The 16264-nt window shown below is 61.7% G+C and carries 11 protein-coding genes and 4 tRNA genes; 2 read left to right on the top strand and 13 right to left on the bottom strand.

The genetic code is table 11. The features are described from left to right. Nucleotides 1–5 precede the first annotated feature (5 nt). On the bottom strand, nt 6–707 hold the full coding sequence (locus GTP77_RS17640) for an ABC transporter ATP-binding protein (protein WP_187358755.1): 702 nt from the start codon (nt 705–707) through the stop codon (nt 6–8). A gap of 49 nt (nt 708–756) precedes the next feature. Here GTP77_RS17640 and GTP77_RS17635 point away from each other — a divergent pair, with 49 nt between their 5' ends. Together GTP77_RS17635 and mnmH are read left to right on the top strand one after the other, a co-directional pair. Continuing rightward, a complete protein-coding gene (locus tag GTP77_RS17635; protein WP_228892482.1) occupies nt 757–1401 on the top strand; it encodes an arylesterase in 645 nt (214 codons plus the stop codon). 7 nt (nt 1402–1408) lie between these two features. Further along, nucleotides 1409–2467, top strand: coding sequence for a tRNA 2-selenouridine(34) synthase MnmH (gene mnmH / locus GTP77_RS17630; RefSeq protein WP_161073453.1), 1059 nt, complete (start codon nt 1409–1411; stop codon nt 2465–2467). A gap of 125 nt (nt 2468–2592) precedes the next feature. On the opposite strand, the gene GTP77_RS17625 is transcribed toward mnmH, so the two are convergent. From GTP77_RS17625 to GTP77_RS17570, 12 genes are all read right to left on the bottom strand, one after another. After that, nucleotides 2593–4512, bottom strand: a complete 1920-nt coding sequence (locus GTP77_RS17625; protein ID WP_161073452.1) for a SurA N-terminal domain-containing protein — start codon at nt 4510–4512, stop codon at nt 2593–2595. A 149-nt stretch (nt 4513–4661) separates the two neighbouring features. Further along, a tRNA-Asp gene (locus GTP77_RS17620) sits at nt 4662–4738 on the bottom strand. Between the two features lie 25 nt (nt 4739–4763). Beyond that, nucleotides 4764–4840 (bottom strand) — tRNA-Asp (locus GTP77_RS17615). 44 nt (nt 4841–4884) lie between these two features. Further along, nucleotides 4885–4960: transfer RNA gene (locus GTP77_RS17610), tRNA-Val, on the bottom strand. Between the two features lie 41 nt (nt 4961–5001). After that, nucleotides 5002–5289: an HU family DNA-binding protein gene (locus tag GTP77_RS17605; RefSeq protein ID WP_321170254.1), complete on the bottom strand. Its 288-nt coding sequence runs from the start codon at nt 5287–5289 to the stop codon at nt 5002–5004. Nucleotides 5290–5465: 176 nt separating this feature from the next. Next, entirely contained in the window at nt 5466–7877 is a 2412-nt protein-coding gene (gene lon / locus GTP77_RS17600; protein ID WP_161073450.1) for an endopeptidase La, read from the bottom strand. A 261-nt stretch (nt 7878–8138) separates the two neighbouring features. Further along, nucleotides 8139–9407: an ATP-dependent Clp protease ATP-binding subunit ClpX gene (gene clpX, locus GTP77_RS17595; protein ID WP_057156650.1), complete on the bottom strand. Its 1269-nt coding sequence runs from the start codon at nt 9405–9407 to the stop codon at nt 8139–8141. Between the two features lie 157 nt (nt 9408–9564). Further along, nucleotides 9565–10182 carry an ATP-dependent Clp endopeptidase proteolytic subunit ClpP gene (gene clpP / locus GTP77_RS17590; RefSeq protein ID WP_161073499.1) on the bottom strand — a complete coding sequence of 206 codons (618 nt, stop codon included), beginning with the start codon at nt 10180–10182 and terminating at the stop codon, nt 9565–9567. Nucleotides 10183–10221: 39 nt separating this feature from the next. After that, nucleotides 10222–11562, bottom strand: a complete 1341-nt coding sequence (gene tig, locus GTP77_RS17585) for a trigger factor (protein WP_161073449.1) — start codon at nt 11560–11562, stop codon at nt 10222–10224. 33 nt (nt 11563–11595) lie between these two features. Further along, nucleotides 11596–11682: transfer RNA gene (locus GTP77_RS17580), tRNA-Leu, on the bottom strand. Nucleotides 11683–11983: 301 nt separating this feature from the next. Beyond that, nucleotides 11984–15070 (bottom strand): efflux RND transporter permease subunit, encoded by a 3087-nt coding sequence (locus tag GTP77_RS17575; protein WP_161073448.1) that lies wholly within the window; start codon nt 15068–15070, stop codon nt 11984–11986. Next, a complete protein-coding gene (locus GTP77_RS17570) occupies nt 15067–16221 on the bottom strand; it encodes an efflux RND transporter periplasmic adaptor subunit (protein WP_228892478.1) in 1155 nt (384 codons plus the stop codon). The genes GTP77_RS17575 and GTP77_RS17570 overlap by 4 nt, the downstream gene beginning before the upstream one ends. Between the last annotated feature and the right edge of the window lie 43 nt (nt 16222–16264).

Raw genomic sequence — 16264 nt, 5'->3', positions numbered from 1 at the left:
CGAGACTAGACGATGCGCCCGGCCGCGATCGTGATAACGCGGCCGCAGCGGGCCGCTATCGACGGATCGTGCGTCACCAGCACCAGCGTGGAGCCGTGTTCACGGTTCAGCTCAAACATCAGCTGGATGACCGCCTCGCCGGTGGCCGCGTCCAGCGAGCCGGTGGGCTCGTCTGCAAACAGCAGCGGCGGTTCGCCGACAAAAGCCCGCGCCAGCGCCACGCGCTGCTGCTCGCCGCCGGACAGATACTTGGGATAGTGCTTCAAGCGGCTGGACAGCCCCACCCGGCCCAGCATCGCCTCGGCCTTGGCGCGCGCATCCGCATCGCCCGCCAGTTCCAGCGGCAGCATCACATTCTCCACCGCCGTCAGGTGCGCCAGCAGCTGGAAGGACTGGAACACAAAACCCAGCTTCTCCTTGCGCACGGCGGCGCGGCCGTCCTCGTCCAGCGCATAGATATCGCTGCCGTCCAGGTGCACGCTGCCGGTGCTGGGCGAGTCCAGCCCGGCCAGCAAGCCCAGCAAAGTCGACTTGCCCGAACCGGAAGCCCCAACGATGGCAAGCGTCTCGGCCTTTTGCACGGTAAAATCCACGCTGTGCAGGATGGTCAGCTCGCCGCTGGCATCGGCCACGCGCTTGCTCAGCCCCGCCACCACGATGGCCGCCTGGGCGGGCACGCTGGCCTGCACCTTGCCGCCGCCCGACATGGACGGCGAATCCGGAATGAAATTGCTGGACGCTTTAGGAAATTCAGGCATGGTCTTCTTGAAAAAAATACGTGAGGCTTTGTGGCTGCCGGTGGTGGCGCTGTTCTTGTTCAGCGCCGCCGCGAACGCCTATTCTGCACCAAAAACCATACTGGTGGTAGGCGACAGCTTGTCCGCCGAATACGGCCTGGCGCGCGGCGCCGGCTGGGTGGCGCTGCTGGAGCAAAAGCTGCAGGCCCAGAAGATAGACGCGCGCATCGTCAACGCCAGCGTAAGCGGCGAGACCACCAGCGGCGGCCGCACCCGCCTGCCCGCGCTGCTGAGCAAGCACCAGCCATCCATCGTGGTGATCGAACTGGGCGCCAACGACGGCCTGCGCGGCCTGCCCGTGCCGGCGGCGGAAGCCAACCTGCGCGCCATGGTCAAGGACGCGCGTGGCGCCGGCGCGCAGGTGCTGCTGGTGGGCATGCGCATGCCGCCCAACTACGGCCGCGACTACGCCGACAAATTCTTCGCCATGTTCGGCCTGCTGAGCAAGGACGTGAAAGCCCCGCTGGCCCCCTTCATGCTCGACGGCGTGGCCGACAAGAGCGAACTGTTCCAGCCCGACCGCCTGCACCCGCTGGCGGCCGCGCACCCCATCATCCTGGGCAATATCTGGCCGCATTTGCAGCCGCTGCTGAAAGCGAAATAAACACACAATGAAATACCCTGAAATCCTGCGCTTCGCCGACCTCGCCCACCGCCTGGACCAGTTCGACGCCATCATCGACGCGCGCAGCCCGTCCGAATACGCGCTCGACCACCTGCCCGGCGCCATCAACTGCCCGGTGCTGGACGACGAAGAGCGCATCCAGGTCGGCACCACGTACAAGCAAGTCAGCTCCTTCGAAGCGCGCAAAATGGGCGCCGCCATGGTGGCCCGCAACATCAGCAAGCATATCGACGCGCTCTGGCTGGACAAGCCGCGCGAATGGACGCCGCTGGTGTACTGCTGGCGCGGCGGCAACCGCAGCGGCTCGCTGGCCCACATCCTGGCCAAGATAGGCTGGCCGGTGGTGCAGCTGGAAGGCGGCTACAAGGACTTCCGCCAGTACGTCAGCACCGCGCTGGAGCAGCCGCCCGCGTTGGACTACCGCGTGGTGTGCGGCACCACCGGCAGCGGCAAGAGCCGCCTGCTGCAGACGCTGGACGCGATAGGCGCGCAAGTGCTGGACCTGGAACAGCTGGCCGCCCACCGCGGCTCCGTGCTGGGCGGCCTGCCCAGCCAGCCGCAGCCCTCGCAGAAAGCCTTCGAGACCGCCATCTGGGAGCGGCTGCACCGCTTCGACCCGGCCAAGCCGGTCTTCGTGGAATCCGAAAGCAAGAAAGTCGGCGCGCTGCGCGTGCCGGGTGCGCTGATGGAGCAGATCCGCGCCGCCGGCTGCATCTCGCTGCAGCTGTCGCGCGCGCACCGCGTGCAGCTGCTGATGGAAGACTACCAGCACTACATCCAGGACGCCGGCCCGCTCAACGAGCAGCTGGGCTACCTGGCGACCTTGCACGGCCGTGAAAAGATCAGCAACTGGCAAGCCCTGGCCAGCGCAGGCCGCATGGCCGAGCTGGTGGACGCCCTGCTGGCCGAGCACTACGACCCCGCCTACACCCGCTCCATCGCCCGCAACTTCCCCCGCATCGCCGACGCCCTGGTGCTCGAGCTCCCCGGCATCGCCCCGGACGACCTGCTCGCCGCCGCCCGCCAGCTCCACCCCGCCGGATAGTTTCCAAACCTCAAAAAAGCAAAAAAAGGGGTCAGGGTTAATTATTTAAATAATTAACCCTGACCCCTTTTTGGGTCTTTTTACGTCATGGCAATAAAAAATGCCGCCCGGGGGCGGCATCTGGTTTATTTGGCCTCGTCGGTTTTTGCCGTCTCGGCCTTGGCCAGGATCTTGACCTTGGATTTTTGCTTGATCGCGTCAATGTAGGCTGCCATCTCTTGCTCGGCGACGATGCTGGTGATCTGCTCCTGCTCGCTCTTGCGGCGCGCTTCGTCTTGTGCGGCGGGCTGCTGCACTTTTCCGATGCGGTAGACGCCGTAGCCTGCGCCCGGCACGTCCACGCCCACGTAGGCCGGCAGCTTGCTGGTGTCGGCCTTCATCACTTCGGCCAGCACGACAGGGCTCAGGCCCTTGCCGTCGGCGCGCGAGACGATCTGCGCAGGGCCGTAGCCTTCGGCACTGCCGCTGGCTTTGGCGGCGGCCATCTTGGCTTCGCCTTCCTTGTGCGCCAGCTTGACGGCTTCTTCGGCCGTCACGCGCTGGCGGATCGCTGCGTCGACTTCAGCCAGCGGGCGCTTGGCCGCAGGCTTGAATTCGACGATGCGGCCAGCGACCAGCGTTGCCGGCGCCACTTCCACCGCTTCGGTGTTGCGCTTGTTTTTCAGCGATTCGGACGAGAACAGCGCGGTCAGGAACTTGGCGTTGTTGTACGGCGCCGTGCCCAGTGCCGGCGATGGGTTGCGCGTGATGTGCTCGGCGGTTTCCACTTTCAGCTTGAGCTTGTCGGCGGCCGGTTTCAGGCTGTCGGACTGCTCGTACACGGTGTTGGTGAAGGACTCGGCCATTTCCGAGTACTGCTTGCCGGCTTTCTGCTTTTTCAGGTCGGCGGCAATGCTGTCTTTCACTTCATCCAGCGGCTTGGTGGCGACCGGCTTGAGCGCGGTGATGGTGATGACGTGGTAGCCGAACTCGGTTTCCACAGGACCGGCGATCTCGCCCTGCTTCATGCTGAAGGCTTTGTCTTCCAGCGCTTTCGGCAGCGAGCCTTTTTCCAGTTCGTTCAGGTCGCCGCCCTGCTCGGCCGACGATGGATCCTGCGACTTGGCCTTGGCGATCTTGGCGAAGTCGGCCGGGTTCTTTTTCACGTCGGCCAGGATGGCTTCGGCTTTGGCTTTGGCGGCTGCCTTGTCGGCGGCGCTGGCGTCCTTGCCCACGGTGACCAGGATGTGGCTGGCGCGGCGCGATTCGGCGCTGCTGAAGCGGGCCTTGTTGGCTTCGTAGTAGGCTGCCACTTCGGCGTCGCTGACGGTGACCTGGTCGGCCACGGCGGCGGCGCTGAACACCACGTATTCGATCTTGGCCTGCTCAGGCACTTCGAACAGCTTGCTGTTCTTGTCGTAGAAGGCTTTCACCATCTCGTCGGTGACTTTGACTTGCGCCAGGTATTGCGCGGCCGGGAACAGCTGTTCCTGCACTTCGCGTTCCTGGGCGCCGAAATCGGAGATCTGCTTGGCGACGGCGCGCGGCACGATGCCGGTTTCCTGCACGGCGCCCAGCAGCTGCTGCATGGACATCTCGCGGCGGCGCTGGGCGTCGTACGCGGCCGGCGACAGGCCTTGCGCGGCCAGCAGCGCCTTGTAGCGCTCCATGTCGAAGCTGCCGTCTTCCTTGCGCAGGGCCGGGTTTTCCAGGTTCTGCTTCTGCAGCACGCTGTCGGCCACGGTCAGGTGGCTGCGCACCATTTCGGCGGCGATGGCGCGCTCGGCCACCAGGCGCTCGAGCACGTTCTGTTTGAACTCGGGGGTGTCGATCAGCTTCTGGTCGAACTGCGCGCCCATACGCTGGCGCAGGCTGTCGAGCTGGCTGCGCTGCGCGGACTCCCATTCCTGGCGGCTAATCGACTGGTCGCCGACCTTGGCCACGATATTGGCCTGGTCGCCGGAGTTGTTGTAGCCGGCCACGCCGACGAACACAAACGACGGCACGATCAGGAGCGCCAGTAAAATCTGCATCAGCTTTTGATGCGTGCGTATAAATTCAAACATGGTCCGCCAATTCTTAGAGAGGAAATATTCCGTCGCGATTTTACAGCGCCGTGCCGCTCTATAGCAAGGCACAGTTTTGAGAAAACGGCAAGCATGGCAAAAATGAAAAAGCCCCTGCAACTTTTCAGCTGCAGGGGCTTCCATATTCTTGGCGGAGCGGACGGGACTCGAACCCGCGACCCCCGGCGTGACAGGCCGGTATTCTAACCAACTGAACTACCGCTCCTGGTCAGATGTTTATATGTATTTGTTGGCGGAGCGGACGGGACTCGAACCCGCGACCCCCGGCGTGACAGGCCGGTATTCTAACCAACTGAACTACCGCTCCAGCAAATACAGGTACAGCATCACTGTTACTGCGCTTGGCTTGACTGGTGGGCGCTGAGAGGCTCGAACTCCCGACCTAAGCCTTGTAAGGGCTCCGCTCTACCAACTGAGCTAAGCGCCCAATCAAACCGCTCCAGTGAGCCAGCGGCTCACCGAAGTCCGTTAGTTTACTGCATCCTTCAAAGCTTTGCCAGCTTTAAATTTAGGAACTTTAGCTGCTTCGATCACGATTTCTTCTTTCGTGCGCGGATTGCGGCCGGTGCGGGCAGCGCGTTCGCTCACGGAGAAAGTGCCAAAGCCGACCAGGGTGACGCTGTCGTTCTTAGCCAGAGTAGTAGTTACGCCATCGATCACCGCATCCAGTGCGCGCGCAGCAGCCGCTTTCGAGATGTCAGCGGAAGTGGCAATATGGTCGATCAATTCAGTCTTGTTCACAAGCTTCCCCGTCACAAAGGTTTATATCGTTTATACCGTTTTTATACGGCAGAGAAAATCTCAGGCCGTATTAAACAAGCCGTTGCAACCTTGTGTCAAGGGAAACACAGTACAAAACCACAGTAAAAATTGAAACAGGCGCCATTTCGGCGCCTGTTTATGGTCAAACGGACAATTTATGCGAGCCGGGCTTAGTGCTTGACCACTTCGCCCTGGCCGTCAACCTTGGCTGCCGCCGCCGCCACCGCCTCCACCGGAGGGGTTTCCACGATGGCTTCCGGCTGGCGCTCGAGTGCGATTTCCAGCACTTTGTCGATCCAGCGCACCGGCACGATTTCCAGCTTGTTCTTCACGTTGTCCGGAATTTCGGCCAGGTCCTTCACGTTCTGCTCGGGGATCAGCACCGTCTTGATGCCGCCGCGATGCGCCGCCAGCAGCTTCTCCTTCAGGCCGCCGATCGGCAGCACTTCGCCGCGCAGCGTGATTTCGCCCGTCATCGCCACGTCTGCGCGCACCGGGATGCCCGTGAAGATGGACACCAGCGCGGTCGTCATGCCGATGCCTGCGGAAGGACCGTCCTTCGGCGTCGCGCCTTCCGGCACGTGGATGTGGATATCGCTCTTCTCGAACACCTCGGACTTGATGCCCAGGCGGCTGGCACGGCTGCGCACCACGGTGCGCGCCGCTTCGATCGACTCCTTCATCACGTCGCCCAGCGTGCCGGTGCGGATCACGTTGCCCTTGCCCGGCATGGTCATGGCCTCGATGGTCAGCAGATCGCCGCCCACCTCGGTCCATGCCAGACCGACCACCTGGCCCACCTGGTTTTCCTTCTCGGCCACGCCGAAGTCGTAGCGGCGCACGCCCAGGAACTTGTCCAGGTTTTTCGGCGTCACGGCGACCTTCTTCTCGGTCTTCTTCAGCAGCAGCATCTTCACTACCTTGCGGCAGATCTTGGACACTTCGCGTTCCAGCGAGCGCACGCCGGCTTCGCGGGTGTAGTAGCGGATGATGTCGCGCAGCGCGGCTTCCGATACCGAGATCTCTTCTTCCTTCAGACCGTTGTTCTTGATCTGTTTCGGCAGCAGGTAGCGCTGCGAGATGTTGGTTTTCTCGTCTTCCGTGTAGCCCGACAGGCGTATCACTTCCATGCGGTCCAGCAGGGCCGGCGGGATGTTGTACGAGTTCGAGGTCGCCACGAACATCACGTCGCTCAGGTCGAAGTCCACTTCGATGTAGTGGTCCGAGAAGGTGTGGTTCTGCTCAGGGTCCAGCACCTCCAGCAGGGCCGACGACGGATCGCCGCGGAAGTCCGCGCCCATCTTGTCGATTTCGTCCAGCAGGAACAGCGGATTGCGCACGCCGACTTTCGCCAGCGACTGCAGCACCTTGCCCGGCATGGAGCCGATGTAGGTACGGCGGTGGCCGCGTATCTCGGCTTCGTCGCGCACGCCGCCCAGGGCCATGCGCACGAACTTGCGGTTCGTGGCGCGGGCGATGGACTGGCCCAGCGAGGTCTTGCCCACGCCCGGAGGCCCGACGAAGCACAGGATGGGCGCCTTCAGCTTGTCCACGCGCTGCTGCACCGCGAGGTATTCCAGGATGCGTTCTTTGACCTTGTCCAGGCCGTAGTGGTCGCCCTCGAGCACTTTCTCGGCGTTCGCCAGGTCGTTGTTGACCTTGGATTTCTTCTTCCAGGGCAGGCCGACCAGGGTGTCGATGTAGTTGCGCACCACGGTGGCTTCGGCCGACATCGGCGACATCAGCTTGAGCTTTTTCAGCTCGGCGTTGGCCTTGTCCAGCGCCTCTTTCGGCATCTTGGCGGCAGCGACTTTCTTTTCCAGCTCGTCCAGGTCCGCGCCGTCTTCGCCCTCGCCCAGTTCCTTCTGGATGGCTTTGACCTGCTCGTTCAGGTAGTACTCGCGCTGCGACTTCTCCATCTGGCGCTTGACGCGGCCACGGATGCGCTTTTCCACCTGCAGGATATCGAGCTCGCCTTCCAGCTGGCCGAGCAGGTGCTCCAGGCGCTTGGCGACGTTGAAGATCTCCAGGATCACCTGCTTCTGCTCAAGCTTGAGCGGCAGGTGGGCAGCCACGGTGTCGGCCAGGCGGCCGGCGTCGTCGATGCCGGACAGCGAAGCCAGGATCTCCGGTGGAATCTTTTTGTTCAGTTTGACGTACTGGTCGAACTGCTGGACGATGGCGCGGCGCATCGCTTCGATTTCCGAATCGTCGCCCACCTCGGAATCGAGCGGGGTCAGGTCGGCCACGAAGTGCGTCGGCGTGTCGGTGATTTTGTTGATACGGGCGCGCTGGGCGCCCTCGACCAGCACCTTGACGGTGCCGTCCGGCAGTTTCAGCATCTGCAGGATGTTGGCCACGCAACCGATTTCATAAATATCGGAAGCAGAAGGTTCGTCCTTGGCGGCAGCTTTCTGGGCGGCGAGCATGATGCTCTTGCCCTGCTCCATCGCGGCTTCCAGCGCCTTGATCGACTTGGGGCGACCTACAAACAGCGGTATCACCATATGCGGGAAAACTACAACATCCCGCAGCGGCAATAACGGCAGTTGAGTTTGCTCAGTTAATTTGGAAGTTGTCATGGCGTACCTTATGTGAAAGCGTGTTGCAGATATTGGCGCAAAGATGCCAAATCACAAGACCCGGCAGATAATAATTCTTAACAATTCAGCTGAGAATCCTGCCGTGCTATAAAAATATGCAAACTCAAATAAAAAAGCCACGCGCGACGCAGGCATCGCGTGTGGCTTTCCGAATGAAGCCTGCATTCTCTTATTGATTTAAATTGTACCGCCTTGCCCCATGGATGCAAAACGAATTTTGCGCATGTGTGCAGTACTTATTTAATTTTCACCAGAGGCTTTTGGGCTTTCCTGATAAATGAGCAAGGGTTTCGCGCCGCTGGTGATGGTATTTTCATCAATCACCACTTTGCTCACATTCTGCTCATTTGGCAGTTCATACATCACGTCCAGCAATGCGTGTTCCAGGATGGAGCGCAGGCCGCGCGCGCCGGTCTTGCGGGCCAGCGCCTTCTTGGCGATGGCGTGCAGTGCGGCCGGGCGGATCTCCAGCTCGGAGCCTTCCATGTCCAGCAGCTTGCTGTACTGCTTGACCAGGGCGTTCTTCGGCTCGACCAGGATCTGGATCAGCGCTTCCTCGGTCAGCTCGGCCAGCGTAGCCACCACAGGCAGACGGCCCACCAGCTCGGGGATCAGGCCGAACTTGATCAGGTCTTCCGGTTCCGCTTCCATCAGGATCTCGGAGGCAGCGCGCTGCTCCTTGCTCTTGACGGTGGCCGAGAAGCCGATGCCGCTCTTCTCCGAACGGTTGGAGATGATCTTGGCCAGGCCGTCGAAGGCGCCGCCGCAGATGAACATGATGTTGGTGGTGTCGATCTGCACGAAGTCCTGGTTCGGGTGCTTGCGGCCGCCCTGCGGAGGCACCGAGGCCATGGTGCCCTCGATCAGCTTCAGCAGCGCCTGCTGCACGCCCTCGCCCGACACGTCGCGCGTGATGGACGGATTGTCGGACTTGCGCGAAATCTTGTCGATCTCGTCGATGTAGACGATGCCGCGCTGGGCCTTTTCCACATCGTAGTTGCAGCTTTGCAGCAGCTTCTGGATGATGTTCTCGACGTCTTCGCCCACGTAGCCGGCTTCGGTCAGGGTGGTGGCGTCGGCGATCACGAACGGCACGTTGAGCATGCGGGCCAGGGTCTGCGCCAGCAGGGTCTTGCCCGAGCCGGTAGGACCGACCAGCAAGATGTTGCTCTTGGCCAGTTCGATGTCATCCTTCTTGCCCAGGTGCTTCAGACGCTTGTAATGGTTGTACACCGCAACCGACAGGATGCGCTTGGCGGTCTGCTGGCCGATGACGTACTGGTCCAGCAATTCCTTGATTTCGTGCGGGGTCGGCAGGTCGGACTTGGCGCCGGTGACCGACTCGATGCTGGACGTCTCGTCACGGATGATGTCGTTGCACAAGTCGATGCATTCGTCGCAGATGAAGACGGACGGGCCGGCGATCAGCTTCTTGACCTCGTGCTGGCTCTTGCCGCAGAACGAGCAGTAGAGGAGTTTTTCGCCGCTGGAGGATTTTTTCTCGGACATGGGACTTGTTTAAGTAGTTGCAATATTGGTGCTGCTGCATGCCGCGAAGCAAACTCTGCGGCGGCGTACATAGCACATGCTACCTGAAATAAAAAAGAAACGCCCGGAACGTTGTAGCGTCCGGGCGTCTTTTTTGGTTCTCAGCGCTGAGGACGCATTAGCCGCGGCTGGTCAACACTTTGTCGATCAGGCCGTATTCGGTGGCCTCCTCGGCGGACAGGAATCGGTCGCGGTCGGTGTCCTTGGCGATCTGTTCCACCGTCTGGCCGGTGCGTTCGGCCATGATCGAGTTCAGGCGATGGCGCAGGTAGAGGATTTCCTTGGCCTGGATTTCGATGTCCGAAGCCATGCCCTGCGAGCCGCCGGAAGGCTGGTGAATCATGATGCGCGAGTTAGGCAGCGAGAAACGCTTGCCCTTCGCGCCTGCCGCCAGCAGGAAGGCGCCCATCGACGCCGCCATGCCGGTGCACAGGGTGGACACGTCCGGCTTGATGAACTGCATCGTGTCGTAGATCGCCAGGCCGGCCGAAACCGAACCGCCAGGAGAGTTGATGTAGAGCGAGATATCCTTGTCCGGATTTTCGCTTTCCAGGAACAGCAGCTGGGCAACGATCAGATTGGCCATCTGGTCGTTGACGGGACCTACCATGAAAATCACGCGCTCCTTCAGCAGGCGCGAGTAAATATCATACGAGCGCTCGCCTCGGCCGCTTTGTTCAATCACCATCGGCACCAGGCCGAGCATTTCGGTGTCGAGTGCCGGATTACGGTTCATCATGCTTTATTCCTTTGATGCAGCTTCTCTGAAGCTGGATTACGCTTGCGCGTTGCTTCCCATCAGCTCGTCGAAGGCAACAGCTTTCGACGTGGTTTTCGACAGGCCCAGAACGAAGTTAACGACGTTTTCTTCTAATACAAGGGCTTCGACTTCAGCCAGACGGCGGCGGTCGCTGTAGTAGTACTTCAGCACTTCGCGCGGGTCTTCGTAGCTTTGGGCGAAATCTTCCACTTGCGCTTTGACTTGCTCAGGCAGCGCTTGCAGTTTGTTCTCGTTGACCAGCTGCGACAGGATCAGGCCCAGGCGCACGCGGCGCTCGGCCTTGTCGGCGAACAGTTCCGGCGGGAATGGCACGTCTTTGACGTTCATGCCGCGCTGAGCCATGTCCTGGCGGGTCATTTCGGCCAGGCGCTCGGTGTCCTGGGCGATCAGGGCTTGCGGCACGTCCAGGGTGGCGGACTTGACCAGCGCATCCATCACGGCTTCCTTGTTGCGTGCTTTCACACGGCCGGTCACTTCGCGTTCCAGGTTGACTTTGATGTCTTCGCGCATTTTGGCCAGGTCGCCGTCGGCTACGCCCAGCGATTTGGCGAATTCAGCGTCGACTTCCGGCAGGTGCGCCCATTCCAGCTGTTTCAGGGTGATGGTGAACTGGGCGGTTTTGCCGGCCACGTCCTTGCCATGGTAATCCTCTGGGAAAGCCAGGTCGAAGGTCTTGGATTCGCCGACTTTCAGGCCTACGGTTGCGGCTTCGAACTCAGGCAGCATGCGGCCTTCGCCCAGCACGAACGGGTAGTCTTCAGCTTTGCCGCCTGGGAATTCCACGCCGTCGATCGAGCCGACGAAGTCCACGGTCACTTTGTCGCCATTGGCTGCGATAGGAGCACCGCCGTCGCCGTGTTCGCCGGCTTCGCCTTTGGTGTGGAAGTGCACGCGCTGCTTGCGCAGGATTTCGATGGTCTTGTCGATTTCCGCGTCCGACACTTCGGCTTTCACGGTTTCGATTTCAACGGTGGACAGGTCGCCGATGACGACTTCCGGGTACACTTCGAACGTTGCGTCGAAGGCCAGCTGGCCTTCAGGCGAATCGTTCTTCGGTTCGATGCGCGGGTAGCCTGCTACGCGCAGTTCCGCTGCGTTGGCGGCGTCGTTGAAGGCGCGGCCGACCTTATCGTTCAGCACTTCGGTTTCGATCTGATAACCGAATTGTGCGGCGACCATTTTCATGGGCACTTTGCCAGGACGGAAGCCTGGTGCCTTAGCCGACTTGGCTTGCACTTTCAGGCGCTTCTCAACTTCCGTGCGGACTTCGCTCAGCGGGAAGGAGATCGTGATACGACGTTCGAGTTTGCCCAGGGTTTCGACTGCAGTTGCCATGTAAAAATCGTCCAAAAAATATAAAGAATACTGTGGTGCGAGGAGGGGGACTCGAACCCCCACACCATTGCTGGCGTCAGGACCTAAACCTGGTGCGTCTACCAATTTCGCCATCCTCGCGGCGTATTTGTACAAAAGCAAAGGGCGGGCCGTTTTCAATAAAGGTCCATTGAAAAGGGGCCGCCCCACCCCGCCTCAGCAGGGGCTTTCAACTTCAACGCGGTATTTTACTGTTTTTTTCCGAGTACGGAAGGGTTTTTTAACTCAAACACAACATTAAAAATGTAATGCCTTGATTCCTCTGCAATTTGCACGCATTGGCGGCGGGTTACGGCGTGCCGCCTAACCCGCCCTATGACATTTCGAGGTCCGCGATTGGCACGTAGGGCGGGTTAGCGCGCGAGCGCGTAACCCGCCGGCGTCACGTTTGCGCAGGCTTTTTGACGCGGAACCATGCCGCATACAGCGCCGGCAGGAACAGCAGCGTCAGCGCCGTGGCCAGTATCAGCCCGCCCATGATGGCCACCGCCATCGGCCCCCAGAACACGGAACGCGACAGCGGTATCATGGCCAGCGCCGCTGCGGCCGCCGTCAGGATAATCGGCCGGCAGCGCCGCACCGCCGATTCCACGATGGCGTCCCACGGCGCAACGCCGGACTTGATGTCCTGCTCGATCTGGTCCACCAGGATCACCGAATTGCGGATGATCATGCCGAACAGCGCAATAATGCCCAGGTTCGCCACAAAGCCCAGCGGACGCCCCAGCAGCAGCAAGGCCGCCGCCGCGCCGGCCACACCCAGCGGGCCGGTGAGGAAGACCAGCAGCGCGCGCGAGAAACTGTGCAGTTGCAGCATCAGCAGCGTGAAGATGATAAAGATCGCCAGCGGCAGGTTGGCCGAAATCGACGCCTCCGCCTCGCTGCTGTCGGACGCCGCGCCCTTGACGTCGATGCGGTAGCCGGCCGGCAGGTTCTTGCGCAGCTCGTTCAGCCTGGGATCGATCTGGCCGGTCACGGTGGGGCCTTGTATTCCTTCCGCAACATCCGACTGCACGGTAATCGCCCATTCGCGGCCTTCGCGCCACACCACGCCCGGCTCCCACACGAAATGCACGCGCGCCAGCTGGCCTATGGTGACCGACTTGCCGCTCGGCGTAGGAATATTGGTGTCGTTCAGGATGGAGATGGTGTTGCGCTCCTCCAGCGGCTGGCGCACCTGGATGTCGATCAGCTTGATGCCGTCGCGGAACTGGCCCACCGTGGTGCCGGACAGGATGGTGTTCGCCGCGCGCATCACCGTTTGCGAGGTCACGCCCAGCGCGCGCATCTTGTCCTGGTCCAGGTCCATGCGCAGCACTTTCACGGATTCGTTCCAGTTGTCGTTCACGCCCAGCGTGTTCGGATTGGTGCGCATGATGTCCTTCACCTGGTCGGCAATGGCGCGCACTTTCTCCACTTCGCCGCCGCTCACGCGGAACTGCACCGGATACGGCACGGGCGGGCCGTTAGGCAGCAGCTTCACGCGGCCGCGCACTTCGGGGAAGTCCACCTTGAACAGCTCGGTGATCTTCTGGCGCAGCGCCTCGCGCGCTTTCAGATCCTTGGGCAGCACCACGAATTGCGACACGTTCGTTTGCGGGAAGATCTGGTCCAGCGGCAGGTAGAAACGCGGGCTGCCGGTGCCGACGTAGCTGGTCACGCTGACCACGCCTTCCTGCTTCTGGATATAGGCTTCGAATTTCTTGACCTGCTTTTCATTGGCGGCGAAGGACGTCCCCTCCGGCATCCAGATCTCGACCATCAACTCGGGGCGGCTGGAGTCCGGGAAGAACTGCTTCTCGATAAAGCCGAAGCCGTACACGCCCAGGAAGAAGATGGCAAGGGTGGCGGCGATGGTGGTCTTGCGCCAGTCCACGCACCAGTTCACCACGGCGCGGAATTTGCGGTAGCCGGGGGTATCGAACAGCTCGTGGTGGCCGTCGCCATGGGGCTGCACCTTCAGCAGCAGGTAGCCGATGTAGGGCGTGAAGATCACCGCCACGAACCAGGAAATGATCAGCGCCAGCGCGTTCACCGAAAACAGCGTGAAGGTGTACTCGCCCGCCGCCGATTTGGCCAGGCCGATGGGCAGGAAGCCCGCCACGGTAATCAGCGTGCCGGTCAGCATGGGCAGCGCGGTGGACGTGTAGGCGAAGGTGGCCGCGTCGAAGCGCGAGAAGCCCTCCTCCATTTTGCGCACCATCATTTCCACGGCGATGATGGCGTCATCCACCAGCAGGCCGAGGGCGATAATCAGCGCGCCCAGCGAAATCTTGTGCAGGTCGATGGAAAGCATGCGCATGAACAGGAAGGTCACGGCCAGCACCAGCGGTATGGTCAGCGCCACCACCAGGCCGGGACGCGCATCCAGGCGGAACTTGGGCTTGGTGTGCATGCCCAGCGAGACGAAGCTCACCGCCAGCACGATCAGCACCGCCTCGATCAGCGTATGCACGAACTCACCCACCGAGGCCTTGACCGCCTCCGGCTGATCGGACACGCGCTGCAGCTCGATACCGACCGGCAGCTTGGCCTTCATCTCGGCCACGGTCTTCTCCATGCTCTGGCCCATCTTGATGATGTTGCCGCCCTTCTCCATCGACACGCCCAGGCCTATCACTTCCTTGCCGTTGAAGCGCATCTTCTCGGTCGGAGGGTCGTCGTATTCGCGCTTGATGGTGGCGAAGTCGCCCAGGCGGAAGGTGGTGCCGTTGGCGCGCAGTTCCAGCTCCTCGAGATCCTTGACGGTCTTGAAGGCGCCGCTGACGCGCACTTGCAGGTTGTCGGTCGGCGTCACCAGCACGCCGGACGATTCGACCGTGTTCTGCGCGGCGATCTGGCTGACGATGGCCTCGAAAGGTATGCCCAGCTGGGCAAACTTCTTGTGCGAGAACTCGATATTGACCTTTTCGTCCTGCACGCCGAACAGTTCGACCTTGGACACCTGCGACACGCCCAGCAACTGCTGGCGAACGAAGTCCGCGTAGTCCTTCATTTCGGCGTAGGTGAAGCCGTCGCCGGACAGGGCGAAGATGGAACCGTAGGTGTCGCCGAATTCGTCGTTGAAGAACGGCCCCTGCACGCCTTGCGGCAAAGTGCCCTTGATGTCGCCTATCTTCTTGCGCACCTGGTACCAGGCCTCGGCCGTCTCGCTCGGCGGCGCGGACTCGCGCAGCTTCACCATGATCAGCGTTTCGCCGGGCTTGGAGTAGCTGCTGATTTCGTCGATATGCGGCGTTTCCTGGAGCTTCTTTTCCAGCTTGTCGGTCACCTGCTGCGCCATCTGCAGCGAGGTCGCGCCCGGCCAGAAAGCGCGCACCACCATCACGCGGAAGGTGAACGGCGGGTCTTCGTCCTGGCCCAGGTTGGCGTAGCTCAGCATGCCGCCCAGCAGCAGCACAGCCATCAGGTAGCGCGTCAGCGGAATGTGCTCAAGCGCCCAGCGTGAGAGGTTGAAGCCGTCCTTCATTTGGAAGCTCCGGCGGCCGCATTGGCCGCTACGGGCTTGCTCAACTCAGGCTTGCTCAATTCGTCGCCCAGTATCCGGACCTTCTGGCCCGGCTTGAGCACGTTCACACCCGCCGTCACCACGGTCTGGCCGGCCTTCACGCCGGAAGCCAGCACAATGTCGTTGCCCGCCACGCCGGCCGGTACCACCGGCACCAGCTTCACTGCGCCGTTCTCCACCACCCACACCGAGGTGGTGGATTTTTCATAATGCAGCGCCGTCAGCGGCACCTTGATCTGCGGTTGCGCGGTCTTGGAGGCGAATTGCACCACGGCGGTCATGCCCAGCTTGGCCTCGCCCAAGCTGGCGGGGATGGTGACTTTGACGGCGTAAGTGCGGGTGGCAGGGTCGGCGGCCGGCGAAATCTCGCGGATCTTGCCGGGCACCGCGTGCTGCGGGCTGGCCCACAAGCGCACCTGCACATCCGAAATGGCTTTCAGCGCATCGACCTTGTCTTCGGGGATGCCGATGACGATTTCCTTGTCGCCCGACTTCGCCACGCGCACAACCGGCGTGCCGGCCGCCACCACCTGGCCCGCTTCCGCGTCCACCGCCGTCACCACGCCGTCCACGTCGGACACCAGCGCTGCGTAGCCGGCCTGGTTGGCCTGCGCGCGGTACGCAGCCTGGGCCGCGTCGACATTGGCCTGGGCCGATTTATACGCCGAGTCCTTGCCGTCCAAAATGGTCTGGGCGACGAAATTCTGCGCCTTCAGGTCCTGGTAGCGCTTCAGCTCCGCCTTGGCGAAGTCGCGCGAGGTTTCCGCCGCCCGCAGCGCGGCCAGCGCCTGCGCCTGCGACAGCTTCAAATCCTGCGGGTCCAGCTGCATCAGCTGCTGGCCCTTCTTCACCACCGAACCCACGTCCACGCTGCGCGACACAATCTTGCCCGGCACGCGGAAGCCCAGGCGCGACTCCACGCGCGCCCTCACCTCGCCGGAAAACTCGGCGTTCACATCGATGTCGCTGCTTTGCAGCACAATGGCGCGCACCGGGCGGATGTCTTCGGTCTTTTCGGCCGGCTTGCCACAGCCTGCCAGCAGGACGGCGGCGGCGCACAACGTGAGCCCGGCAAGGGCGTGGGAGGGACGCAATTTTTTCAGGGAGTACACAATAATTCCTTTTGCTGTGGATTGCGGTGATAGCACTTTGCCA

Origin of the sequence: Pseudoduganella aquatica (assembly GCF_009857595.1) — a bacterium.
Taxonomy (GTDB): Bacteria; Pseudomonadota; Gammaproteobacteria; order Burkholderiales; family Burkholderiaceae_D; genus Rugamonas; species Rugamonas aquatica_A.
This window is presented reverse-complemented; position numbering and strand designations above follow the sequence as displayed.